At 36.4% G+C, this 23,366-nt stretch carries 24 protein-coding genes; 18 read left to right on the top strand and 6 right to left on the bottom strand.

Going from position 1 to position 23,366, the window contains the following annotated elements:
* Positions 1-27 precede the first annotated feature (27 nt).
* The 3 genes from WC614_02415 to WC614_02405 all read right to left on the bottom strand — a co-directional run bounded on the left by WC614_02415 (position 28) and on the right by WC614_02405 (position 3,064).
* Positions 28-639, bottom strand: coding sequence for a DUF502 domain-containing protein (locus WC614_02415; GenBank protein ID MFA5031849.1), 612 nt, complete (start codon positions 637-639; stop codon positions 28-30).
* Positions 640-956: 317 nt separating this feature from the next.
* The gene (locus WC614_02410) at positions 957-1,463 is read right to left on the bottom strand and encodes a transposase (protein ID MFA5031848.1); all 507 of its coding nucleotides are present in this window, start codon (positions 1,461-1,463) and stop codon (positions 957-959) included.
* Positions 1,464-1,621: 158 nt separating this feature from the next.
* Positions 1,622-3,064: a sigma 54-interacting transcriptional regulator gene (locus WC614_02405; GenBank protein MFA5031847.1), complete on the bottom strand. Its 1,443-nt coding sequence runs from the start codon at positions 3,062-3,064 to the stop codon at positions 1,622-1,624.
* 230 nt (positions 3,065-3,294) lie between these two features.
* Between WC614_02405 and tsaB the strand changes: the two genes are divergently transcribed.
* The 13 genes from tsaB (at position 3,295) to WC614_02340 (ending at position 14,399) form a co-directional block, all read left to right on the top strand.
* On the top strand, positions 3,295-4,278 hold the full coding sequence (tsaB, locus tag WC614_02400; GenBank protein ID MFA5031846.1) for a tRNA (adenosine(37)-N6)-threonylcarbamoyltransferase complex dimerization subunit type 1 TsaB: 984 nt from the start codon (positions 3,295-3,297) through the stop codon (positions 4,276-4,278).
* A 339-nt stretch (positions 4,279-4,617) separates the two neighbouring features.
* The gene (locus WC614_02395) at positions 4,618-5,211 is read left to right on the top strand and encodes a hypothetical protein (protein MFA5031845.1); all 594 of its coding nucleotides are present in this window, start codon (positions 4,618-4,620) and stop codon (positions 5,209-5,211) included.
* Between the two features lie 55 nt (positions 5,212-5,266).
* A complete protein-coding gene (locus WC614_02390; protein MFA5031844.1) occupies positions 5,267-6,169 on the top strand; it encodes a hypothetical protein in 903 nt (300 codons plus the stop codon).
* Between the two features lie 9 nt (positions 6,170-6,178).
* Positions 6,179-7,444, top strand: a complete 1,266-nt coding sequence (locus tag WC614_02385) for a nodulation protein NfeD (protein MFA5031843.1) — start codon at positions 6,179-6,181, stop codon at positions 7,442-7,444.
* A gap of 6 nt (positions 7,445-7,450) precedes the next feature.
* Positions 7,451-7,633, top strand: coding sequence for a hypothetical protein (locus WC614_02380; GenBank protein ID MFA5031842.1), 183 nt, complete (start codon positions 7,451-7,453; stop codon positions 7,631-7,633).
* Between the two features lie 39 nt (positions 7,634-7,672).
* Positions 7,673-8,980 carry a T9SS type A sorting domain-containing protein gene (locus WC614_02375; protein ID MFA5031841.1) on the top strand — a complete coding sequence of 436 codons (1,308 nt, stop codon included), beginning with the start codon at positions 7,673-7,675 and terminating at the stop codon, positions 8,978-8,980.
* Positions 8,981-9,125: 145 nt separating this feature from the next.
* A complete protein-coding gene (locus WC614_02370) occupies positions 9,126-9,491 on the top strand; it encodes a hypothetical protein (GenBank protein MFA5031840.1) in 366 nt (121 codons plus the stop codon).
* Between the two features lie 255 nt (positions 9,492-9,746).
* Entirely contained in the window at positions 9,747-9,884 is a 138-nt protein-coding gene (locus WC614_02365) for a hypothetical protein (protein MFA5031839.1), read from the top strand.
* A 55-nt stretch (positions 9,885-9,939) separates the two neighbouring features.
* Positions 9,940-10,140: a hypothetical protein gene (locus tag WC614_02360; GenBank protein ID MFA5031838.1), complete on the top strand. Its 201-nt coding sequence runs from the start codon at positions 9,940-9,942 to the stop codon at positions 10,138-10,140.
* A gap of 109 nt (positions 10,141-10,249) precedes the next feature.
* Positions 10,250-11,677, top strand: coding sequence for a T9SS type A sorting domain-containing protein (locus tag WC614_02355; GenBank protein ID MFA5031837.1), 1,428 nt, complete (start codon positions 10,250-10,252; stop codon positions 11,675-11,677).
* Positions 11,678-11,780: 103 nt separating this feature from the next.
* A complete protein-coding gene (locus WC614_02350; GenBank protein ID MFA5031836.1) occupies positions 11,781-12,548 on the top strand; it encodes a slipin family protein in 768 nt (255 codons plus the stop codon).
* A 139-nt stretch (positions 12,549-12,687) separates the two neighbouring features.
* Positions 12,688-13,563 (top strand): phosphate acyltransferase, encoded by an 876-nt coding sequence (locus tag WC614_02345; protein MFA5031835.1) that lies wholly within the window; start codon positions 12,688-12,690, stop codon positions 13,561-13,563.
* A gap of 62 nt (positions 13,564-13,625) precedes the next feature.
* Positions 13,626-14,399: a histidinol-phosphatase HisJ family protein gene (locus WC614_02340; protein ID MFA5031834.1), complete on the top strand. Its 774-nt coding sequence runs from the start codon at positions 13,626-13,628 to the stop codon at positions 14,397-14,399.
* Positions 14,400-14,449: 50 nt separating this feature from the next.
* On the opposite strand, the gene WC614_02335 is transcribed toward WC614_02340, so the two are convergent.
* Genes WC614_02335 through rpsU form a run of 3 tightly spaced genes read right to left on the bottom strand, consistent with a single transcriptional unit; the run spans position 14,450 to position 17,811 of the window.
* A complete protein-coding gene (locus WC614_02335; GenBank protein MFA5031833.1) occupies positions 14,450-16,009 on the bottom strand; it encodes a sigma-70 family RNA polymerase sigma factor in 1,560 nt (519 codons plus the stop codon).
* Between the two features lie 24 nt (positions 16,010-16,033).
* Positions 16,034-17,650 carry a DNA primase gene (dnaG, locus tag WC614_02330; protein MFA5031832.1) on the bottom strand — a complete coding sequence of 539 codons (1,617 nt, stop codon included), beginning with the start codon at positions 17,648-17,650 and terminating at the stop codon, positions 16,034-16,036.
* Complete coding sequence (gene rpsU, locus WC614_02325; protein MFA5031831.1) at positions 17,647-17,811, bottom strand: 30S ribosomal protein S21; 165 nt, start codon at positions 17,809-17,811, stop codon at positions 17,647-17,649. The genes dnaG and rpsU overlap by 4 nt, the downstream gene beginning before the upstream one ends.
* A 260-nt stretch (positions 17,812-18,071) precedes the next feature.
* Here rpsU and WC614_02320 point away from each other — a divergent pair, with 260 nt between their 5' ends.
* The 5 genes from WC614_02320 to WC614_02300 all read left to right on the top strand — a co-directional run bounded on the left by WC614_02320 (position 18,072) and on the right by WC614_02300 (position 23,324).
* Positions 18,072-18,812: a hypothetical protein gene (locus tag WC614_02320; protein MFA5031830.1), complete on the top strand. Its 741-nt coding sequence runs from the start codon at positions 18,072-18,074 to the stop codon at positions 18,810-18,812.
* 72 nt (positions 18,813-18,884) lie between these two features.
* Positions 18,885-19,751 carry a succinate--CoA ligase subunit alpha gene (gene sucD / locus WC614_02315; protein MFA5031829.1) on the top strand — a complete coding sequence of 289 codons (867 nt, stop codon included), beginning with the start codon at positions 18,885-18,887 and terminating at the stop codon, positions 19,749-19,751.
* A complete protein-coding gene (mtnA, locus tag WC614_02310; protein MFA5031828.1) occupies positions 19,748-20,734 on the top strand; it encodes an S-methyl-5-thioribose-1-phosphate isomerase in 987 nt (328 codons plus the stop codon). Before sucD ends, mtnA begins: the two co-directional genes overlap by 4 nt.
* Before the next feature lie 104 nt (positions 20,735-20,838).
* Positions 20,839-22,209 carry a hypothetical protein gene (locus tag WC614_02305; protein ID MFA5031827.1) on the top strand — a complete coding sequence of 457 codons (1,371 nt, stop codon included), beginning with the start codon at positions 20,839-20,841 and terminating at the stop codon, positions 22,207-22,209.
* A gap of 20 nt (positions 22,210-22,229) precedes the next feature.
* Positions 22,230-23,324, top strand: coding sequence for a DegT/DnrJ/EryC1/StrS family aminotransferase (locus tag WC614_02300; protein MFA5031826.1), 1,095 nt, complete (start codon positions 22,230-22,232; stop codon positions 23,322-23,324).
* The last annotated feature ends 42 nt before the right edge of the window (positions 23,325-23,366 follow it).

The raw sequence follows: 23,366 nt of genomic DNA, 5'->3' as shown, positions 1-23,366 counted from the left end.
TAGCTGCAGATTAAAAATACAGAAAGTTTAAGGGGTTTCGGGAGGGGTTTCTTTAGCGGTTTGGCCTGTAGGGGATATTATTCCTCCTGAAATGATTATTTGTAAGGCTGTGTCTACGGACAATGAAGTCTCAATCAGGTCGGATTTATTGGCTGCGAGGTAGAACCCATTCGGGATAGGGACATAAACGCTGACGTTGTCAGGGCTATCGCCAATTTGGAAGTCCTCTTTACTTGTCTTAAAGCCAATAGCGTACATACCTTTACGTGGAAATTCAACAAAAACTACGCTTTTAAAAGCAGATTTATCTACAAATACCCCATCAGTTAACTTACGTCCTGCGTTGTAAATTGACTGAATAATGGGAATTTTTCTAATAACTTTTTCTGCAGTTTGGAGAAGTTTTTTCCCTATAAAGTTCCGTGTTATAACGCCTATGATATAAACGAGAATTACTAAAGTTATAAATCCAAGCAATGAATGGACAAAAGGTGGCAAGGTCGAGAATATCGGAATTTTCTGAAATATTATCTTAAATATTCCACCAAAGTTATTAACTACAAACCATATAACAAAAGCAGTAAGGCCTATGGGGAATAAAGCCATTAATCCTGCGAAAATGTTCTTTTTAATATTCATAATGAGTTAATTATCCTTAATATATCAATACTGTCAATGATTTTTTGTTTTTTATTAGAAAATTTTAGCACAAAAAAGCACAAATTGAATTTGTGCCTACAAAGATTTTACTGTCAATGATTTTTTTTTCATTAGAAAATAGAGATTTTTGACCCCGCTGAACTCAGCCACTGCCAAGGCTGAGTGTTTACAAAGAGGAAAAGCACATGGAATAAAAAGCACGAATTGAATTCGTGCCTACAGAGATTTTTCTTTGAGGATAGTAACGCCCCATCAAGGTTTGGCGTATAAAAGATTTTATATATTTTTTATTTCAATTATATTTTGTCTACTTGTAGACACGAATTCAATTCGTGCTCTTCTTCGTAATAAACATGGTAACTTGACCATTTATATTTCTTTGTTTCATCCACAATACGATGTTTTTTAGGATTTTCGTGTATATAATCAATATGTGAATGGTAATCTTCATCTGCTCTAATTATATGGTCGAGAAATTGATGTTGCCACAAACTACCATTTGCATTATTTGTTTTATTAATAAGTCTTGTTGAATATCCCTTAATTCCTTTCATTATCATAGAAATGTTTGCCTTTTTAGAAGGGACAACAAGACAATGAAAATGGTCGGGCAATATACAATAAGCTGCAATATTGAATTCATATTTTTCTTTATAATATTTTATGACACTCAAAAGTATTCGTACGTTTTTATCTTCCTTGAATATTTTTTCTCTATTTTCAGTCACACATGTAATGAAATACATCTCTCCCGGCAGGTAAAAACGTTTAAGTTTAATTTTCCGAATTTTATAATTTATCATTATTTTCAAATAAATAATACGAATTAAAAATAAAGCAAGTAGAATTTGAATTTGCGTTTACAGAGAGAAAAAGCACGAATTGAATTCGTGCCTACAAAAAAATTGGAATAGGAGAGAATATGTCAAGGGTAGAAGAGTCTTTCTTAAAAGATTCAAATCTAATTTGCGAGGGTATAGAAGGTGTTTTTCTTTGCAGTGCCTTGTTGGAGTATAAGTTTCTTATCAAGAAGTCCCTGCAGATAGTTTCTTGCCATACGCGGGGATACTTCAAGCATTTCACTACAGGTGTTACTGGTAATCTTTGAATTCTCTTTCAGATAATCAAGTATTTGTTGTTCTTTGGAGATAAAGCTTTCTGTTTTATGTAAATCTTCCTGAGCATACTTTTCGGAAAACCTGCGATAATCAGAAGACAGCGTTTGTGCTATTACAGTCGTTTGTTTTATTTTATCAGGTAAGCTGTCTGGCAGTATAATGCATGATTTTTCCAAAATTACCGCTCTTTCTATTACGTTTTCGAGTTCTCTTATATTACCGGGCCAGTTATAGTTATTCAACAATTTCATTGTATCGGGGTGCATCTTTTTGATGCCGAGTTTATGTTTGGTAGAATACTTATTTAAGAAATACTCTACCAGTAGGGGGATATCGTCTTTGCGTTCTCTTAAAGAGGGGAGTGTCACAGGTATTACGTTTATCCTGTAATACAAATCTTCACGGAATTTTCCTTCTTTGACAAGCTGTTCTAATTTCTGGTTTGTGGCAAGAATCAATCTTACGTTTACCGGGATAGTTCCGGTAGCGCCTACGCGTGTAACTTCTTTCGATTCTATAACTCTGAGCAGTTCAACCTGGATTTTAGGAGTTGCGGATGTGATTTCATCCAAAAATAACGTTCCTTTATCGCTTGCCTGGAATAGACCGATTTTATCTTTTACTGCACCTGTGAAAGCGCCTTTTACATACCCAAAAAGTTCTGATTCCAGGAGGCTTTCCGATAAAGCTCCGCAATTTATGGGAATAAAGGGATTATTTTTCCTTAAAGAGACATTATGAATTTCTCTTGCGATAAGTTCTTTGCCTGTACCGGATTCGCCGTAAAGGAGGATAGTTGAATCCGTGTTTGCGACTTTATGGACAAGTTCAAGGATATCCATAAAGATTTTTGATTCCCCGATTAGGGAATAGGAAGTTACTTGTTCCAGAGTTTTTTTAAGAGTAATATTTTCTTCCCGCAGTGTATAAGTTTCCAGGGCTCTTTTCAAGACGAGTCTTATTTCGTCAATTTTGAAGGGTTTGGTAATGTAGTCAAAAGCGCCTTTTCGTATGGCATCTACTGCTGATTCAACGGAAGCAAAGGCGGTAATAAAAATGACAATGGTTGAAGGAGAGGCTTTTTTTATCTCGGGGAGTAATGTTAAACCGTCCATTTCCGGCATCCGCTGGTCAAGAAAGATTATTTCGGGTGTCCAGCTTTGCAGAACAGACATTGCGAGGGAGGGGAGTTGGATGGTTTTGACTTCATGACCTTCTTTATTAAGGAATAGGTCAAAAAAATCGCATACTCCTTTATCGTCATCTATTACAAGAATACGAGACATAGTAGTTCACAGTTAACAGGAAAATATAAGGTTGTCAATTAAATTGTGGAGAATGCAGAGAAGAAACGAATAGAGAAGAAAAATTAGTAACCGCAGATTAACGCAGAATCCAAAAATAAAGAAAGTTGTAGGTTAAAGAAATAGATGATGTATACCAAACGGACATAGAAGAATAATCCAAAAGTTGGGAAATAATTGACAAATAAAGTTGTATACATTAGAATAGGAAAATGAGAATTATAGGGATAGATACTTCTACGATGGGAGTGGGATTGGGAGTTGTTAATTTTGGATTTTGGGCTGCGGATTGCGGATTGGAAAGAAATCAAAAATCAAAAATCAAAAATCAAAAATATGAAAAACAGAAAACAGAAGATAAAAATATAACAGTGGAGTTGGATGTGGTAGTGGATGCACCAATCCTGTCCACAGGGAAGACAGAAAGCAAGAGTGATGATTTGGTTGAGTTAATGAGTTCGAATGTGAAATCGCCTAAAACCCTTGATGGGATTGCCGTGAGTATAGGACCGGGTTCGTTTACGGGGCTAAGAGTCGGATTATCCGTTGCCAAAGGACTTGCTTTCGGATTGAATAAACCAATTATCGGGGTGTGTACGTTGGAATCGCTTGCGTATGGAGTAATGATAGATTCCATAGATGAAAAGATATGCCAGCATAATATTAAAAATCAAATATCAAATATCAAAAATACAAATCAAAAATTAAAAAGTAAATCCGTATCAGATAGAGCAAATATAGAGAAGATGAGCGTGTGTCATAAAACTGATATAGATGGGTATAAAATTGTTCCTATCCTTGATGCACGTTACAGAAATGTATATACGGCAAGCTATGAGATAGTGAAAAGTAAAATTAAATATCAAAAATCAAATATCAAAAATACAGATAAGAATAGAATACAAGAAATGGAAAATAGAATAAAGAAGGTAGAGGATTACAGGATAATAAGTATTGACAAATTATTGGAAGAGAATTATTCTAAAAACACGATATTTACTGGGAATGGCGTTTTTGTACATCGCGATTTAATTGTGTCTCGTATGGGTACGAAAGCTCATTTTCTTGATAAAGTAGCAAGTTTCCCCTGTGGGAGTTGGGTAGCGAGTGTCGGGGGAATGAAACTGATGGATGGGGAAAAGGATGATGTGAATAGTCTGGAACCGATTTATTTGAGGAGAGAGATAGAGAGTTAAGAGAAGACAAAACATTGCACAAAACAAAAGAAGAGATAGTAAGAACGGTAACATATAGTAATTCATAGTAACTTATAGTAACAGAGAAACAAAAAAAGAACAGAAAGTTTTTGGACGCAGATTTTCGCAGATAAAAACAGGATTAAAACAAAAAAAAGAAAGCAGAAAGAATACTAGAGTATCGAAAAAACAAATAAAAGAAGATTCTTACATGGATAGCCCAGCAAAGCTGGATAACTTGGAGTAATGTTCCTGATGGAACAAACTCCAAGTTATCGCAGATTAGAAGATTAAAAAAAGAACAGAGAGTTTGAATGTTTAAAAAAACCGGAGGAGACTATGGGACTTTTTGATAAAAGAATAGGGGAAGATAGTATTGATGGTAAGAGTTGGCTAATAGTAATATTAACTATTATTCTCGTAGTAGGTGGGACAGTTTTACTTTTTACTCTATGGAAACCGTGGGGACATATAATTTTGATAATTTTCTTTTGGGTAGCCGGAATAGGATATTTTGTGGAAGCAATACAGTTATGGAAGAGAACAAATATGTTTTATACTGCTATAAAAAGAGCACTTTGGGGAATAGGAATGTTATCTTTTGGCATATCTCATCTACCTAAATGTGAAAATATCGGGATGTTAATTTGGGTAATCGCGTTAATAGGTGTTTTTGTTACGTATAAATTAGAGGAAAAGAAAAGCCCGGAGACGATGTGGCGATGGCGGAAATGGGAATCTACCCGTAAAGGGATTTCGCTGTCCGAACAATTTAGTGCAAAGTATTTGGATGTTCTGGATAAGGAACCGTATGAGTATAAGATTTGTCTTTATTGTAAGCACAGTAAAGTTGGATTAAAAAGAACGTGTAAAATACATCATACGTTAAAAGAATTTAATAATACTTGCGAACGGTTTGAAAGAATGGTGTAAGAGGGAATATCAAAAATTAAAAATCAAATAGATTGTAAGGTATAAAGAGAACTGTATGAAAAAGATTATTTTAGGCGTACTTTTACTTTCTATATTGTTTGGTTGTAATCGTGAGAAAAGGTGGGAAGAGAAGATTACAGTCTGGGAAGCGCCAAATTGGACATCAGATGGAAAAGTTGTGTTTTTAGAACATTATTATGTGCAAAAATGGAAACAGACAGCAACAGGAGATGCTCAGGTAGGCGGAAGTGAAAAAATAACAGTATGCGAGATTAGCAATGACGGAACAGGGCTTAAAAAACTTGCCATAGTAAAAGAAAATGAATTTAACTATGGACCTTGTTTAGGAGGAATTAGTTCATCAAGTATTGGAGATTGGATAGCACTAAGTATAGAAGATTGGGACCGTGGTGAGCATTATCCTGTGATGTATGTAATTAAACGGGATGGTTCGGAACTAAGAGAAGTTGGCTCCGGACGAAATCCTGATTTTTCGCCGGATACATCTAATTTTGTTTATGAAAAAACCGGGCAAGGATTGTGGATTATGAATAAAGATGGAACCGGAGATAAGCAAATAATAACAGATATAACCATTACTTTTCCATCATGGTCAAGCAATAGTGGAAGAATTGCTGCAATTAAACATACATCGGGAGAATTTGGTTTCCTATCCATATTTGACTCTACTGGTAATTTATTGCAAAGAGATTCTACTATTGAGGTAGCCTATCCAGATTGGGGACCTTCTGATTCAAACGCTATTTCTGCGAATGACATTTGGTTTCAAGGAATTATCTTTTACCTTACTTCTAATAAACAAGATACTTTACAAGTTAGTAGTGGTGCTGGGTTGAGATGGTCTCCGAATGGAGAATATTTTATTTGTTATGGAGGCACAGACGGATATTTTATAATAAAAAAAGATAATACCAACAAATGGTATCTTAAACCTTAGGAGGAGAAAATGATGATATTTTTATTGAGTTTAGTTTTGCGGTTGAGTTCGGTACAAACGGGCGCGATTAACATAGCAAAAGTTGACGGCGTGATACATCCTGCTTCTGCGGGTTACCTTGTGCGGGCGATTCAACAGGCGGAATCCGAAAAAGCGGAGTGTCTGATTATTGAAATGGACACACCGGGCGGGCTGGATGAGTCTATGCGGAACATAACTAAAGCGATTCTGAATGCAAAGATTCCGGTAGTCGTATACGTTCATCCTTCCGGAGCAAGATGCGCTTCCGCAGGCGTTTTTATCCTGCTTTCGGCTCCAATAACTGCAATGACTCCCGGAACAAATATTGGCGCGGCGCATCCTGTCGGAGTTGGCGGAACTATGGCTGACGATTCAAGAACTAAAGCAGAAAACGATGCCGTTGCATACATAAAATCTATCGCCAACAAAAGAGGGAAAAACGAGGGATGGGCTGAAAATGCAGTTCGCAAGTCGGTAAGCATTACGGCTGAAGAGGCATTGAAAGATACGGTTATTGATTATGTTGTGGCAAATGTAACTGAGCTTCTGGACAGCATTAACGGGAAAACAGTAAATTTGGAATCGGGGAAAGTGGTTTTGAATACGAAAAACAAACCTATAAAAGAAATAAAATGGGGATTCAGCGAGAGTTTTTTATCCCATATTGCGCATCCGAACTTTGCGTATATTCTTATGATGCTGGGAATCTGGGGATTGATACTGGAGTTTTCGCATCCCGGAGCCGTATTGCCGGGAGTGCTTGGGGGAATTTCTTTAATAATGGCGTTTTATGCATTTCAAATAATACCGATAAATTATGCGGGGTTAGGGCTTATTTTGCTGGGGTTTGCGTTGCTCATACTTGAGCTTTTTATCCCGACAAGCGGGCCATTAACAATAGGAGGGGTGATTTCTATGCTACTTGGTTCAATGATGCTTATAAAAGTGAAGACAAGTTTCTGGAGTATATCGTGGGTTTCGATTCTTGTGGTGATAGGCTCAATTACTGCATTTTTTGTTTTTGTGTTGAGTGCGGCAGTTCGGGCGATGAAAAAGAAACCTGTAACCGGGAAACGTGGGCTTATAGGACAAATAGGAAAGGTAAAGGAGAAAATTGTCCCGGGAAAAGAAGGAAAAGTTTTTATTGTCGGGGAATGGTGGAATGCAACAGCAGATGAGACGATAGAAGCGGGGGAAAGGGTGAAGATTTTGGATGTGGAAGGACTGGTGTTGAAAGTGGAGAAACTACAGTAGCAAGGGGTGAGTAGCGAGGAACGAGGAACGGAAAGAAAATACAGTAGCGATGGGTTCCGCCAAACAGACTGGTGGACAGGGAGTAGCGAAGAGAAAAGAAAAATGGATATGATTGGGATTAACAGACTTGGATTAACGCAGACAACTGAAATCCTTACGCGGAGAGCAGAAAGACAATTGAGGTTATAGAGTAAAAAAATAAAGAAAAGAAAAACGGAGAGGGAAAAAATGTTGAACAAAGTGAAATCCGCCTCAGGTGGGAAAAAATATAATTTATTATTTTATATTGTTTTTAATATAATTGCGTGTAATGGATTTTCTCAGGGGGCAGGCTGGACTGTATATGACACTTCAAATTCTGAGTTACCGAATAACCGTGTCGTTGCTATTGCAATAGAAGGGATGCCTAGCGGCGCAAAGTGGATTGGCACCTGGAAGGGTGGACTTGCAAAGTTTGACGATACAAATTGGATTGTTTATGACACTTCAAATTCCGGGTTATCAGGTAACATTATTGATGCTCTTGGAATAGAAGAAACGACTGGCGATAAATGGGTTGGAATTTATGATGGTGGCGGGCTTGCGAAGTTTGACGATACAAATTGGACTTTATATGATACTTCAAATTCCGGGATGCCTGATAATGTCCTTGGTGTCCTTGAAATTGCAATAGATGGAAGTAATAAATGGATTGGTACATATGCTGGTCTTATAAAATTTGATGGCACGGATTGGACTGTGTTCAATACCTCAAATTCAGGTTTGCCCGATGACTATGTCTTTGCGCTTGCAATAGAAGGAAGCAATATATGGGTTGGTACTTTGAATGGCGGGCTTGCGAAGTTTGACGGCACGAACTGGACTGTGTTCAACACCTCAAATTCCAGTTTGCCTTATAATATGGTCTATGCTCTGGGGGTAGAAGGAACTAATATATGGATTGGAATTTATGGTGGCGGTCTTGTAAAATTTGATGGCACAAACTGGACTGTATTCAACGCTTCAAATTCCGGTTTGTCTTCTAACTATGTCAATTCTCTTGCAATAGAAGGGACGACTGGCGATATCTGGATTGGAACTCAGGGAGGCGGGCTTGTGAGGTTTGACGGTACTAACTGGACTGTGTTCAATGAATCAAATTCCGGGTTGCCTCATAACGGGGTACTTGCACTTGCGATAGAAGGGAATAATATTTGGGTTGGCACTTATGGTGGGCTTGCAGTATATAATACGGTAGGAATAGAAGAAAAATCAAAAATCAAAAACCCTTCGACTACGCTCAGGGCAAGTCAAAATCCGTTTGTAAAGTCAACCGTTATTAGTTATACTATTCCTCCGAATAACGATTATACTAATACACGATTAACGATTTATGACATAATGGGCAGTTGTGTTAAGACATTAGTAAATGGGGAGAAAGCGGCAGGAAGTTATAGTATTAATTTAAACGCGAAAGAATTGAGAACGGGAGTGTATTTTGTGACACTTAATGCGGGGAATTACAAAACGACGAAGAAACTGACAGTTATAAGATAAAAAAGGGGTTACAGGGATTGAAAGAGAATACAAGAGAGAAGAAAAGCAGATATACAGAATACAGAGAATTTAGACAGGATTAACAGGATAAAAAAGATTAATGAAAACCTGAGAAAGTAGAGTGGATTAGGTAATAGGAGGGGGAATGTTTAGTCGCACAGGTATGCTAATTTTTTTTGGCATAATTATGGTACTTTGTTTATTTGTGATAAAGAGGACAAATAATAAAAAAATAAACATTTCGGATGAGGAAAAACAGAAATGGTGGGACAAATTTAGCTCGCAGGGGAAAAAAAGATATCTATTGAAGCACACTTTATCATCCGGGGTTAGTGGAATGATAGGTTTTATTATATTTGCGATGGTTCTGAAAAAGAATTCCTCTCTCCCGGACTATTTTTTTATAAGATTAATAATTATTTTTACGATAGTATCTTTTGCCGGGGGATACTTTTCTGCAATGCAGCTTTGGGGATGGGTGGAAAAGAAAACCAAAATAGAAAAGAAATGAAAATTGAAACCACACGATTGCATCCTCCAAAAAGAATGGCGGACAGGCATGATTAACACACGAGAACAGAAGGATTAAAAGATTAACGAACGAAAAGCAGATAACAAAAAGAGTTTTAACAGGGACTTGAAGAGACTATAAGAGATTAACATAGAACTAAAAGCTGCAGAATATAGAAAAATAGAAACTACAAGAAAAATGGTAGGTAGGCAGGATAAGAAATAGTAGAAAGGAAAAAGAAAACAGGGAGAGAAAATGTTTAATCTTACGGCTACACTAATTTTCTTTCTTATAATGATGGTTATTTTGAAGTTTGTGATGAATAAGTATAGAAAAATGGCTTATTCAGAAGAGGAAAAACAGAAATATTGGGAAAAAATGGGAAAAACTTAGGGCACAGGGGAAAAATAGATGTATATTAAAAATTGGGTTGGGATGGGGACTTTTGATGGCAATAATAGGAATGCCTATTTGTTATATTATAATAAAGGGCAAGGGTTTTTCTTTTTTATCTTTTACAAGTCACGATTTTTTAGAAGACTTAGGAATTATGCTGGTATTAGGGCTTATCGGAGGATACTTTTTCGGATTAAATTTTTGGTTACAGATGGAAAAGAAATATAAAAAAGAAAAAGGCATAAAAAAATAGTATATCGGAAGATCAGATTAGAGAGAGAAGTGTTGACAAAAGGGAAAAGATATGGTTTAATAAGCAAGATTTAATGGGAAATTTTTGTAAATTTAGCATAGGGGGAAAGATGAGAGGTTTATTTGTAGGAATTGGTATATGCATAGCTTTATCCTATAGTTTTGCCGATGCGCCAACTACATTATGGGAAAAAACTTTTGGCGGGGCATCTACTGATATGGGTTATTCCGTTAAACAGACTATTGATGGCGGATACGTTATGACAGGCAGTACAAATTCTTACGGTGCCGGTGGCAGTGATGTTTGGCTTGTAAAAACGGATGCATCCGGAAATACTTTATGGACAAAGACTTTTGGTGATAGTGGTAACGATATGGGGTATACAGTTCAACAGACTTTTGACAGAGGATATATTATAACAGGATATACGGATATTTATGATACCGACACAAGTGATTTTTGGCTTGTAAAAACAGATTCCTTAGGTGATACTCTTTGGACAAGGAGTTGGGGAACACCGGGTTACTGCGATTATGGTTTTTCAGGGCAACAAACTTCGGATAGTGGGTATATCGTAACGGGATGTTGGCATGGAGCTTCAGACTATGATTTATATCTTGTAAAAACGGATGTTTCAGGAGATACATTATGGACAAAGACTTTTGGCGATACTGCACAAAACTGGGGAGAATCCGTTCAACAGACTTTTGATAATGGGTATATCATAGCAGGACGTACAACTATTAATAATGAAGGTGTTATCTGGTTACTTAAAACAGACGCATCGGGCGATACCGTATGGACTAAAACCCTGAACAAAACTCCCTGGGGCAAGGGTCGGGCAGTGCAACAAACTTTTGATAGCGGGTATATTGTAATAGGGTATACTATTGCCGATACCGAAGATATTTGTCTTATAAAAACAGATTCAAACGGAGACACTTTGTGGACAAGGACTTTTGGCGGGAATTCTTCGGATATAAGTTATTCAGTTCAACAAACTTCTGATAGCGGGTACGTACTAATAGGATATACAAAATCTTACGGCGCAGGTAATTATGATGCATGGCTTATAAAAACGGATGCATCCGGTGACACGTTATGGACAAAGACTTTTGGCGGAAGCGCTCAGGATAGGGGATATTCAGTTCAAGAGACCAAAGATAAGGGTTACATAATGACAGGGTGGACAGCTTCTTCCGGAGCCGGTTCATATGATTTATGGTTAATAAGGCTTTCAGGGGTAGGAGTGGAAGAAAAATTAAACATCGAAACCCCTTCGATTACGCTTATGGCAAGTCAAAATCCGTTTGTGAAGTCAACGGTTCTCACCTATCAAATTCCGATTACAAGTAAAGTTTCATTGGCGATTTATGATATTTCGGGAAGTTGTGTGAAGACATTAGTTAACGCTGAGAAAGGGGCAGGAAGTTATAGTATTAATTTGACCGCGAAAGAACTTAAAACAGGGGTATATTTTGTGCAATTAACTACGGGGACATTTAAGACAACGAAAAAGATTACAGTTATAAGATAAAACAAAATAAAAAAGAGATAGACAATCCCGCCAAGGCGGGAAGCTCAAATTTGGAGCAAAATTTCAATGAGAAATTTTGGCAAATTTGGCAAGGGAGGGGAAAATGTTTGGTTTAACACCTGCAATAATGTTTGTTGTGATTTTCGCAATTATAATACTTGCGAACGCAATAAGAATACTGCCCGAATATGAAAGAGGCGTAGTATTCAGACTCGGTAGGTTTGTTGGAGTAAGAGGCCCCGGATTTGTACTTATATTTCCCGGTATTGACAGACTTACGAGAATTCCGTTAAGAGTCGTAACTTTTGATATGCCGCCACAGGACGTAATAACTCACGATAACGTTTCAATAAAAGTAAGCGCGGTTGTTTTTTATAGAGTAGTTGACCCCGGTAAAGCGCTTATAGCGGTTCAGGATTATCTTTATGCAACATCGCAGATTTCCCAGACTACATTAAGAAGTATTTTAGGACAGGTAGATTTGGACGAATTACTTGCAAATAGAGATAAAATCAACAAAGAAATACAGGTAATAATAGATGAACAGACAGATCCGTGGGGTATAAAGATATCGCTTGTGGAAATAAAACACGTTGATTTATCTGACGAGATGAAACGTGCAATGGCGAAACAGGCAGAAGCCGAAAGAGAAAGAAGAGCCAAAGTCATACACGCGCTTGGTGAATTTGAAGCATCGGAAAAATTAAGAGAAGCAGCGGACGTTTTGGCCAAATCCGGAGCAGCATTGCAGTTAAGATATTTGCAGACATTGACCGAGATTGCAACTGAAAAGAACTCTACGATTATATTCCCATTACCGTTGGAACTTGTGAGACCGTTTTTAGAGAAAATTCCTACGAATAAAGGGTAAAAGAGTTGGGAGTAAAGAGTTCCGAGTAGAGAGAAACGAAAATAACATATAGAAGATAGGGAAATTAGAAACTTATCCGCCAAAGGCAGAGTTGTCTTTGGCGGTTGGTATTGTGCGGGGAAATTCAAAAGGAGGAAAGATGATAAGGAATTTTGAAGCTTTATTAAAGGAAGCAAAAGCAAAAGGACCGAAAAATATTGTAGTAAGTGGCGGAGACGATGCTGTTGCGATAGAAGAACTTCAAGTTGCAAAAGGAATCGGACTTATTAATAAAGTTTTTCTCGTCGGAGATAAAGAAAAGATAGGAAAATTCCAGACTTCTTTTGAAGTTGTTTCTGCAAGCGCCGAAGAAACTCCTTTAATTGCGGCACAAATCGCGGGTAGGGGAGAGGCGGATATTATTATGAAAGGCAAAGTATCAACTTCGGCATTTCTTAAGGGAGTTCTGGACAAGTCTACAGGGCTCAGAATTGGCAGGACAATGTCTCATATTGCAGTTATGTCAACGAAGTTTTATGATAAGTTGCTTTTCATAACCGACGGCGGGATGAACATTTATCCGAATCTTGAAGTGAAATCAGATATTTTAATGAATGCGGTTGATTTTGCGCACAAATTGGGTATAGAATGCCCTAAAGTAGCGATAGTCTGCGCAATAGAAGTCCCGAATCCGGATATGCCCGAAACTATGGATGCTGTTGAACTTGTGAAAATGGCAGGGGACAAGAAATTTGGCGTTTGCGAGGTGGCAGGACCTTTTGCGCTTGACCTTGCGGTATCATCAAAGGCTTGTGAATTAAAGGGAATAAAGCATTCCGTATGCGGAGATGCGGACATTTTAATTATGCCTAACATAGCGGCAGGAAATATATCCGCAAAATCTATGATTTATCTTGGCGGAGCATCTATTGCCGGAGCAGTTATGGGGGCGAAATTGCCGTGCGTAATGTTGTCACGTTCGGATTCGAAAGATACTAAACTGAATTCCATAGCGCTTGGAGTGGTGAGCTGTTAGAAGAAAATTAAATATCAAATATTAAAAAGCAAAAATAACACATCAAAATATTGCGAAATAATATGATAGATTATCACATACATACGATTTTTTCGGATGGGAGCGGTACGCATGAAGAATATCTAAAAGCGGCTATAAAGAACGGGGTAACAGAAATCGGATTTTCAGACCATATATGTTTCAAAGAAGTCGAATGGACTATGAAAACTTCGGATATGCCTATTGTGATTGAAAAAATTCAAAATATGAACGAAGAATCGGGAATCCCAATTAAACTTGGCATTGAAATGGATTTTTTGCCCGGACGTGAAAACGAAATAAAAGAATTTATAGAAAAATACCCCTTTGATTATGTAATCGGGTCAGTTCACCATATAGATGATTGGTGTTTCGACAGTCCCAAACAAGTCAAAGGATACGATAAATGGGACATATATGAATTATACGTTTTGTATTTTGATTTAGTCAGAAAAGCTGCCAGGACAGGATTATTTGACATTATAGCACATCCCGATGTCATAAAAAAATTTGGGCATAGACCTACGAAAAACATTGATAGTATATTGGAAGAAACCGCCAAAGCGCTCAAAGAGGGTAACGTGTGTATAGATATCAATACAAGCGGATTAATAAAACCCTGTAAAGAGATTTACCCGGGGAAGCGATTATTAGAGATGTGCCATAACAAAGGAGTGCCTATTACTTTTGGTTCGGATTCTCATTTGCCGGAAAGAGTTGGCGCAGATTTTGATTATGCCGCAAAATTGGTTAGAGAAGTAGGATATACTAAAAGTGTCAAATTTACCGGAAGAAAAAGAGAATTTGTAGAGATATAAAAAACCACACAATTAAAACCGCATTTAATAAACTACTCCGGCAAGAAAAATTACTGTCTCGGTAAAGGAGTATCCTGGAGTAATTCCAATAAAGGCTCTAACTTCTTTCTTCTTTCTTTGTATTTTAGCTTTTTGAGTGCCTTTTGTTCTATCTGTCTTATTCTTTCTCTTGTTACGTCAAAAATTAAGCCTATTTCTTCAAGAGTTTTAGGTTGATGCCCGTGTAGACCGAATCGCAATTCTATTACTTTTTGTTCTTTTTTGCTAAGGTCTTTTAATACTTCTTCCAATCTTTCTTTTAATAAAACTCTTGATATGGAATAAGTAGGAGATGCTTCGCTTCCGTCTGCAATAAAATCTCCGAGGAAAGAATCCCCGTCGTCACCGATTGGTCGATCAAGAGAAATAATATCCTGTGCTATAAGGAAGACGGATTTTACTTTAGTGACCGGAATATCAAGTCTTGATGCTATCTCTTCCGGTGTAGGTTCTTTACCGTACTCCTGTAATAAAAGACGTGTTTCCCTTAATACGCGGTGAATTATTTCCGTTATATGAATTGGGACTCTTATTGTTCTTGCCTGGTCAGCAATTGCTCTCGTAATAGCCTGTCTAATCCACCAACTTGCATAGGTGGAAAACTTGTAACCTTTTCTATAATCAAATTTGGTAACGGCTTTCATCAGCCCTTCGTTACCTTCCTGTATTAAATCGGTAAATTCAAGACCTCTGTTCATATAGCGTTTTGCTATTGAAATCACCAATCTGACGTTAGCGTAAGCAAGCTGTTGTTTAGCTCCCGTTAATATAAGTTCATAATTTTCTATTTCTTTTAGGAGTTTATCAAAGTTCGGTCTTTTCATACCGATTTCTTCTTCACATTGTTTAATTACTTTTTTGAGCAGTAACTTTTTACCTGTACATTTAACTTTTTCTTCTTTGAGTCCTATTTTTTCGGAAAATATTTTAAGTCTTGAAAGGATTTCATCTATATATCCGTATTGCAAATCAAGTTTTAGAAGGGCTTCTTTTATACCACGCTTTTTTTGCTTGATAATAAGAGGATTTGCGTTCTTTCTATTTAATAATGGAGCAATTTCGTTTCTTTTTTTTCTGACAAGATTCATAGTATCCAGTATGCGCCTTCTTTCCTTTTCTATGAATTCTGCAGATGGGGCAGGTATAGTTATCCTGATGAATTCTTCAGGCGGAATCTTTCGTTGTTCGACTTTCTTCTGGTATTTCAACAACTCATTTATAGTAAACGTGGTTGAAAACACTGCCATCGCTAAAGTTCTGTATTTTTCTTCTATGGATTTTGCAAGTCTTACTTCTTCATCGCGCGATAGTAGTAAAACGCTTCCTATTTCCTTGAAATAAGTTTTTGTAGGGTTTTCAAACTTTTCTGTTTCAACAACTACTTTCTTTGGGATGTTTTTTATATGCAATTCTTCTACGACTTTAATACCAACCGTTTCCAGTTCGGCAATGATTTTCTCAAATGCCTGGGGAGATATTACATCACTTGGAAGCAGGTCATTTAGTTGTTTAAAAGTTACTTCATTGTTCTCATCCACAAGTTTGAGTATTTTTTCTATATATTGTATCATATTTTTCCTTTCTATAAACGAGAATTAAGAATTTATAAGTTGTTGATATTCTCTTAAAGTTTCTTCAGAAACTGTTCCTTTTTCTATTATCTTACGAATTTCATCTTTCCGTATGTTTTTTTTCATCTTGATTATACGGTTAACATAGTCTCTGGTCATTTTCTCTAAATCTACTTCCGGGTTCTCAAGTAAAAAGCTAGCAGTTGTAACAGTGTTTTTAAGGGTTTCGTCCGATATTTCATTGAGTAATTCCGAACATTTTATTCCTTTGTAAACCATATCAAAAAAGGGTTTCAATTCGACTGTTGTAGCATCAAACGACTCTTTCATGAGTATCTCAGATACTTTAGACGATGATGATGCAAGTCCAAGTAATTCAGCTTCTAAAGTTTCCATGTTTTTATGATATACTGTTCTTTTTATTAGATGCAGATTTTGCTGAGAAGATTCTAATAAAAATTTTTTATTTATATTTAGTTTCTGAGCAATTTCCGTAGCCCATAGTTCTCGCCTTATTTCATCAGGTATTTTAGATAAAGTTTGCTGGAAATTTTTTATTAAGGCAGATTTTTCTTCAACAGTTGCGCAGTTTTTAAATTTAAATTCCTCAAAACTTTGTGCTTTGGAAAAATCTATTTTGCCAAATTTTCTAATAAATGAATCCGGGTCTTCATTATCAGGGAGGATTAATACTTTTACCTCAAGTGAAGCGCTTAATAAAATATCTATAGCTCTTTCTGCAGCTTTAATCCCACTCTGGTCACCATCGTAAAGAATTATTACCTTGTCTGTATAGAGTTTTAATGCTTTTGCTTGCGTCTCAGTAAGAGAAGTTCCCATACTTGCTACTACATTGTTTATTCCGGCTTGTTGCAGAGTAATTAAATCCATATATCCTTCTACAAGAATAGCTTCTTCTTTAAGGAATTTGCCCGTCTCGTATAATCCGTATAATATATTTCCCTTTTTGAATAAGGGGGATTCCATAGAGTTTATATACTTGGGTTCAGAGTCATCAAGAACCCTTGTCCCGAAGCCCAATACTTTGTTCCATCTGTTTCTAATAGGAAATATGATTTTATGTCTAAAGGATGGTCTTCCATTATTAATAAGCCCAAGTTTTTCTAAATCTCTAGTATTTATTTTATTAGTTTTAGCTTTTTCTAAAAGTATAGGTTCTACGGGCGCATACCCAAGCATAAATGTTTCTATGGTAGATTCATTCATTCCCCGACTTTTAATCCAACTCCACGCAGGTCCCTGTTTGTTTTTTAGAAGTATAGAATGAAAGAATTCCGCAGCAAATTCATTTGCCCTGTATAATTCGTCGTTTTCATTATTTGAAGCGGTGGTTTGTAACTTTATCCCTGCTTTTTCCGCAAGGGTTTTTACGGCATCATTAAAGTTAAGGTTGTTATGTTCCATTATAAAGGTGAATACATTGCCGGATTTTCCACACCCGAAACAATGGTATATGCCTTTTTCAGGAGATATAAGAAAAGAAGGCGTCTTCTCGTTATGAAAAGGACACAACGCTTTATAATTTTTCCCTGCCTTCTTCAGGGACAGATATGAACCTAATACTACTTCAATTGGATTAGCTTCTTTAATTTGGGTTATTATTTCCTGGGAAATTTTCACTTATCTCTGTTTTTAAAAGCTTCTCTCTTTTTTTGTGACGGCTTTTCGTAATGCTCGTGCCTTTTAAATTCCCAAAAAATTTGCTCTTTTTCACAACGTCTCTTAAATCTTTTGTAGGCAGATTCAAAGGACTCGTCATCCTTTACGTGTTCAGTTACCATTCAGTCCTCACCTCCTTAAAGCAAACTTTTAATTAGGGTATATACATGTATCATTTTTGGACTTTTGTCAACACTTTTTTTTTATAGGGCATTCATTACACCTAAAACATATGGAATATGTATAAAACCTATAAAATTATAGAGATAAGACATCCAATCTTAAAAGCCAGTTAATTAATAATTCTTTATTATATAAAATATAAAACGAAATCACAAAAAAACTTGACAATATACAAGATTATAACTAATTAAATCATATTATGAATACAATTATATTAAATATACTTTTATGTATTACTGCTCCTTATGAAGACATTACTTGCGTTAACGTAGGAGCGAAGTTTGGATATCAGTATGAAAATCTTCAATTGAAAGAAGTTCATATTACTTGTACAGATAAGGGAGTTGATACTACAATTGCTCCTACGGGAAGTCTCGCAGAAGCAAAAACTCTTATGGGAATGGGGTTTGAGGTTATGGGGGAGTTTGTTTTAGCAGTTCCTGGGTTGCCAATAGGTATAGAGGTAAACGCAGGAAGTTATAATTCCAAGTTTTCGGGTAATGATACCATAGATTTGGGTTTTGGAATGGACACTGTAGTAGATTATAAATACCTTATTGGTTCTACAAGATTAGGCGCATTGGGAAGAATTTTTATAAGAAACATACCTTCTGTTTACCCGTGGATAGGTGCGGGACCGTTTGTTGGGTTTAATACCCATAGTATAAAATATACATCGAATAACGAATCTATGTATAAGGAAAATGCTACTGTTAATATGGGAATAACCGGAGAAGTCGGAGCAAGAATATGGATTCCTCAAGTTCCTAAGCTTAGCGCAGATGTCGGGATAAGGTTTGATTATTTTACAAAGTCTATATCAAATTTTATTGATGAAGAAACAGAAGGTTCAACTACATATGAATATACAACAGAAGGAACAAACACTCAATGGAATGTAAGACTAATAGCTGGCGTTACGTATGCTATTAAATGGTAAATTTATAAGGAATAAAATAGAAATTAACTTAGGAGCAGGTGTTGGAAAGTCTGCTCCTTATTTTTAAATAAAATGGCGGTAATCATAAAAAAAGGTACAGAAACTATTATTCAAGGAATTACGGGAGCTAATGCGCAACTTCATACTAAATTTATGCTCGAATACGGGACAAAAGTTGTCGGCGGTGTTACTCCCGGAAAAGGTGGAGAAAAAGTTCATAATGTTCCTGTTTATGATACTGTAAGCGAATGTATGCGGAAACATCCAGATATTGAAGTGTCCTCTATATGGGTGCCCGCGAGATTTGCAAAAGATGCGATCCTTGAAGCTATAGATGCGGGCGTAAAAACTGTAATTGTGATAACCGAACGAATCCCAATTCACGATATGTTATATGTAAGAAAAATAGCCGAAGAAAAAGGGACTCTAGTAATCGGAGGAAATACGCCGGGTATTATTTCACCCGGGGAATCCCTTGTCGGTATGCTGCCGGGAATAACTTTTTCAAAAGGAAGAATAGGAACTGTTGCAAGGAGTGGAGCGATAACGTATTACATAGCGAACTCATTGACTCTTGCAGGAATGGGAGAATCAACTTCCGTGGGATTAGGTGGCGACCCTGTTCTTGGAACTAATTTTGACGGCATATTGAAACTGTTTGATGAAGACAAAGATACTGATGCAGTCGTTATGGCAGGTGAACTTGGTGGTGTTTGCGAGGAAACAGCAGCTAAATTTATTAAGAATATGCATAAACCCGTAATTGCGTTCATAGCAGGAAAAGCAGCTCCAAAAGGTAAACGACTTGGACACGCAGGCGCTATAATTGAAGGTAATATGGGAACGGTAGAAAGCAAAATAACTGCATTAAAAGAAGCCGGCGCTATAATTTCGGAAACCTTATCAGAAATTCCTGATTTGATCAAGAAAGCCATATGAAATTAAATTTTTCCACAATCTCGTGGGAAAATGGAATAGTAAAGATCCTCGACCAGACTTTATTGCCCAATGAGGAGACATACAAAATTATCCAAACGCCTTCTGAAATGGCAGAAGCTATTAAAAGTCTTAGAGTCAGGGGCGCTCCTTTAATAGGCATTGCTGCTGCTTATGGAGTTGCTCTTGCGGTAAAAAACACTAACAAGAAAGAAGAAATAGAATCTGCAATTAAATTACTGGAAAGTACTCGTCCTACAGCTTATAATCTATTTTATAGTCTAAACAGAGTTAAAAAAGTGTTATCTAAGACAACCGATTTACAAGCTTTTATTGAAGAAGCGGATAAGTTAAAAAATGAGGATGAAGAGACTTGTTTTAAAATAGGAGAATATGGAGTTAGTCTAATCCCGAAAAATGCCAGATGTATGACTCATTGTAATGCAGGCGCTCTTGCTACCGCAGGTATTGGAACTGCGCTTGCACCGATTTATCTTGCAAGAGACGAAATATCCAATGTTTTTGTTCCTGAAACCAGACCCGTTCTACAGGGAGCGAGACTTACGGCGTGGGAATTGACTCGTAATAATATACCTGCAACATTAATATGCGATAGCGCCAGGGGGTATGTGTTGTCAAAGGGAATGGTAGATTTATGTATAGTAGGGGCAGACAGAATCACAAGAAATGGTGATACTGCAAATAAAATCGGGACTTATGCGCTTGCAGTATTGGCAAAGACAAATAATGTTCCTTTTTATGTTGCAGCGCCATATGGAACTATTGATACTTCTATTGAATCCGGAGATAAAATAGATATTGAATTAAGAGGAGAAGAAGAAATAAAAAAGATAAAAGGAGTTGAAATTGCGCCTAAAGAGATAAAAGCGCTTAACCCTGCTTTTGATGTGACTCCTGCAGAATATATAACTGCATTTATAACAGAAAATGGAATACAAAAACCACCATTTGCAACAAACCGTTAACAAGGAGTTGAGTCCAGCGGAGCTGGATAGGAATCTCTAATCCGCCAGAGGCGGAAAGAGCTTCTTATAAGTTGAGTGAGTTTATGCCAAACAGGCAGACAGGGATGAAAAGAAAAACAGATAAAGCAATGGATTCCTACCACCGCCAGGGCGGGGTCTGTGACTTTCACCTGAATGACAAACAGGAGAGGCGGATTAGCAAGTTGGTATTAAATAATTTTAACTGGTGTTTCATGATTATATTCTTATTACCTGTATGCTTATATGCCATTGAAGGGAATGAACCTGAAGCTCAACTAGAACTGGTATCCCCTGAAATCAAGCAAAAAGAACTCGATACTACAAAGATAATTATTCCGAAACACTTGTTTGAAACGTATATTAATTTCAAATATGGGAACACTGAATGGGGTAAAGAATATGGTCTTAATTTAGGCAGTAAAAAGATTAATAAATCCTTTGATTTGAAAGCCGAAAAGGTTGAAGATAAAAGCCTAATTGGTGGAAACATTAGGCTAAACCATATTGGTAGTAATAATTTAACCGAATTTAATACAAAAGCTTTTGCGTATAGTCTTAATAATGAATGGTATAAAAATTGTATATTTGACCTAAATGAAAAGATTTTTATGGGGAATAATATCCTTAAAACTTCAGGCTCATTGTTATATGAAAATGAAGCTTTATGGGATGCAATAATACTCTTTGGAAGAAATATCAAGGAAAAGATATTTATAGGAGTAGGGATAAGTGCCCCTTATATTTTACCGGCTATTCAAATTAACTGGAATGTAAATTGTAATTTGGTAATAAACAGCAGTTACAACAGTAAAAAAGCAACAAATACGAACGAAGATATTTATATTTTACAGCCTTATTCGAAAGTAAATCCTGGCTTAAGAAATGAAAATTACATGTCTGCGATTAAAATTAAGTTTTTATTTGCCAATAATGTAAATACTGAGTTTGAATATAAGCAAGTAGAAAATGGAATTTATTTCCGCCAAATAAATGATTCCTTAGAACCTGTGAATATAGGTTTTTATAAATTAAACAAGTGGAATTGGGATTTAAGTTTTATAGTGTCAAAGTTTAAAGAGAAAGTATCTCTTGAATACATGCCCACAAAGCCTGATTATTATTTGCCTTTCCCTGATTTTGGAAGGGAAAGAATTTTTGCAATGTATTCTATTCCTGAATTCAGTGGAAAAAATTTCCTTGCAATTTCTATCCCATATGGTATAGAGTTAGGTATGGAAAGCAAATATATGGGAAAAAGGGGTATGTATTATGCCTATCTGGTGGGGGATACTTTACCTGAATACTGGATTCATAATATGGTTATTGCAAAAGAATTTAATAATATTACAATATGGGGGGAAATAAGTAATTTGACAAATACGAAATATGAGATAATTAAAGGTTTAGATGGTTATGGGACATCTGTAGAAGCAGGTATAAAAATTAATATTTAAGAATAAAAAAAGGAGGAAGGATGGCAATACCACTTATTGATTTAGTTGCACAGCACAAGACAATAGAGAATGAAATCAACAGTGCAATTAAAAATGTTATTGATACGGTTTCATTTGTAGGCGGGGAACCGATGACAGGGTTTGAGGATGATTTTGCAAAATTTTGTGGTGTAAAATATGGCATTTCAGTATCTTCGGGGTCTACCGCATTGGATTTAACTTTGCTGGCACTTGGCATAGGCGCAGGCGACGAAGTTATTACTACACCTTGTACGTTTATTGCTACTACAGAAGCTATAACTCATGTAGGCGCGAAAGTAGTTTTTGCAGATGTAGAGCCGGGAACATACAATATTGACCCAAAAGAAATAGAGAAGAAAATCACGTCTAAGACTAAAGCTTTACTTCCTGTACACTTATTTGGGCATTCCTGCAATATGGAAGCTATACTTGATATTGCCAAAAAACATAATTTGATTGTAATAGAAGATGCCGCACAGGCGCACGGAGCAGAGTATAAAGGCAAAAGAGTTGGTCAATTTGGCGCTGCCGCCTGTTTTTCGTTTTATCCCGGAAAAAATCTTGGCGCTTATGGGCATGCCGGAATTGTAATCTCTGATAACAAGAAAACTGCCGATAGAGTTAGATTACTTGCAAATCACGGCAGGGAAGATAAATATGAACATCAGGAAGAAGGGTTTAATTATAGAGCAGATTCAATACAAACTGCCGTTTTAAGAGTAAAATTAAAACACCTGGAAAAATGGAATGAAAACAGAAGAAGAAATGCTGCCTTATATAATTCGTTATTAAAGAATGTAATTAAGCCAACAGAAGAAAGTTATGCGAAGCATGTCTATCATTTATATGTAATGAAGGTTAAAAATAGAGATAAACTTGCAGAATATCTTAAATCTAAGGGTATTTTAACCGGTGTCCATTATCCTATACCTTTGCATTTACAACCTGCTTATAACAGATTAGGGCATAAAAAAGGTAGTTTCCCTATATCCGAAGAATTTTGCGATAATGCGTTATCTATACCAATGTTTCCTGAATTAACGGAAGAGCAGGTACGCTTTATTGCTGAGGAAGTAAATAAATTCACAGCATAAGCTTAGGATATTTAGTAAAAAGTAGTTTTTGAAAGCGAATAT

The sequence above is a fragment of the bacterium genome, from assembly GCA_041649255.1.
Taxonomy (GTDB): domain Bacteria; phylum Hydrothermota; class UBA3073; order JACQXS01; family JAQTXJ01; genus JAQTXJ01.
This window is presented reverse-complemented; position numbering and strand designations above follow the sequence as displayed.

Excerpts from the sequence above, each read along its gene's own strand:
- WC614_02415 (MFA5031849.1), bottom strand. The coding sequence starts at position 639 with ATGAATATTAAAAAGAACATTTTCGCAGGATTAATGGCTTTATTCCCC.
- WC614_02410 (MFA5031848.1), bottom strand. The coding sequence starts at position 1,463 with ATGATAAATTATAAAATTCGGAAAATTAAACTTAAACGTTTTTACCTG.
- WC614_02405 (MFA5031847.1), bottom strand. The coding sequence starts at position 3,064 with ATGTCTCGTATTCTTGTAATAGATGACGATAAAGGAGTATGCGATTTT.
- tsaB (MFA5031846.1), top strand. The coding sequence starts at position 3,295 with ATGAGAATTATAGGGATAGATACTTCTACGATGGGAGTGGGATTGGGA.
- WC614_02395 (MFA5031845.1), top strand. The coding sequence starts at position 4,618 with ATGGGACTTTTTGATAAAAGAATAGGGGAAGATAGTATTGATGGTAAG.
- WC614_02390 (MFA5031844.1), top strand. The coding sequence starts at position 5,267 with ATGAAAAAGATTATTTTAGGCGTACTTTTACTTTCTATATTGTTTGGT.
- WC614_02385 (MFA5031843.1), top strand. The coding sequence starts at position 6,179 with ATGATGATATTTTTATTGAGTTTAGTTTTGCGGTTGAGTTCGGTACAA.
- WC614_02375 (MFA5031841.1), top strand. The coding sequence starts at position 7,673 with ATGTTGAACAAAGTGAAATCCGCCTCAGGTGGGAAAAAATATAATTTA.
- WC614_02370 (MFA5031840.1), top strand. The coding sequence starts at position 9,126 with ATGTTTAGTCGCACAGGTATGCTAATTTTTTTTGGCATAATTATGGTA.
- WC614_02365 (MFA5031839.1), top strand. The coding sequence starts at position 9,747 with ATGTTTAATCTTACGGCTACACTAATTTTCTTTCTTATAATGATGGTT.
- WC614_02360 (MFA5031838.1), top strand. The coding sequence starts at position 9,940 with ATGGCAATAATAGGAATGCCTATTTGTTATATTATAATAAAGGGCAAG.
- WC614_02355 (MFA5031837.1), top strand. The coding sequence starts at position 10,250 with ATGAGAGGTTTATTTGTAGGAATTGGTATATGCATAGCTTTATCCTAT.
- WC614_02350 (MFA5031836.1), top strand. The coding sequence starts at position 11,781 with ATGTTTGGTTTAACACCTGCAATAATGTTTGTTGTGATTTTCGCAATT.
- WC614_02345 (MFA5031835.1), top strand. The coding sequence starts at position 12,688 with ATGATAAGGAATTTTGAAGCTTTATTAAAGGAAGCAAAAGCAAAAGGA.
- WC614_02340 (MFA5031834.1), top strand. The coding sequence starts at position 13,626 with ATGATAGATTATCACATACATACGATTTTTTCGGATGGGAGCGGTACG.
- WC614_02335 (MFA5031833.1), bottom strand. The coding sequence starts at position 16,009 with ATGATACAATATATAGAAAAAATACTCAAACTTGTGGATGAGAACAAT.
- rpsU (MFA5031831.1), bottom strand. The coding sequence starts at position 17,811 with ATGGTAACTGAACACGTAAAGGATGACGAGTCCTTTGAATCTGCCTAC.
- WC614_02320 (MFA5031830.1), top strand. The coding sequence starts at position 18,072 with ATGAATACAATTATATTAAATATACTTTTATGTATTACTGCTCCTTAT.
- sucD (MFA5031829.1), top strand. The coding sequence starts at position 18,885 with ATGGCGGTAATCATAAAAAAAGGTACAGAAACTATTATTCAAGGAATT.
- mtnA (MFA5031828.1), top strand. The coding sequence starts at position 19,748 with ATGAAATTAAATTTTTCCACAATCTCGTGGGAAAATGGAATAGTAAAG.
- WC614_02305 (MFA5031827.1), top strand. The coding sequence starts at position 20,839 with ATGAAAAGAAAAACAGATAAAGCAATGGATTCCTACCACCGCCAGGGC.
- WC614_02300 (MFA5031826.1), top strand. The coding sequence starts at position 22,230 with ATGGCAATACCACTTATTGATTTAGTTGCACAGCACAAGACAATAGAG.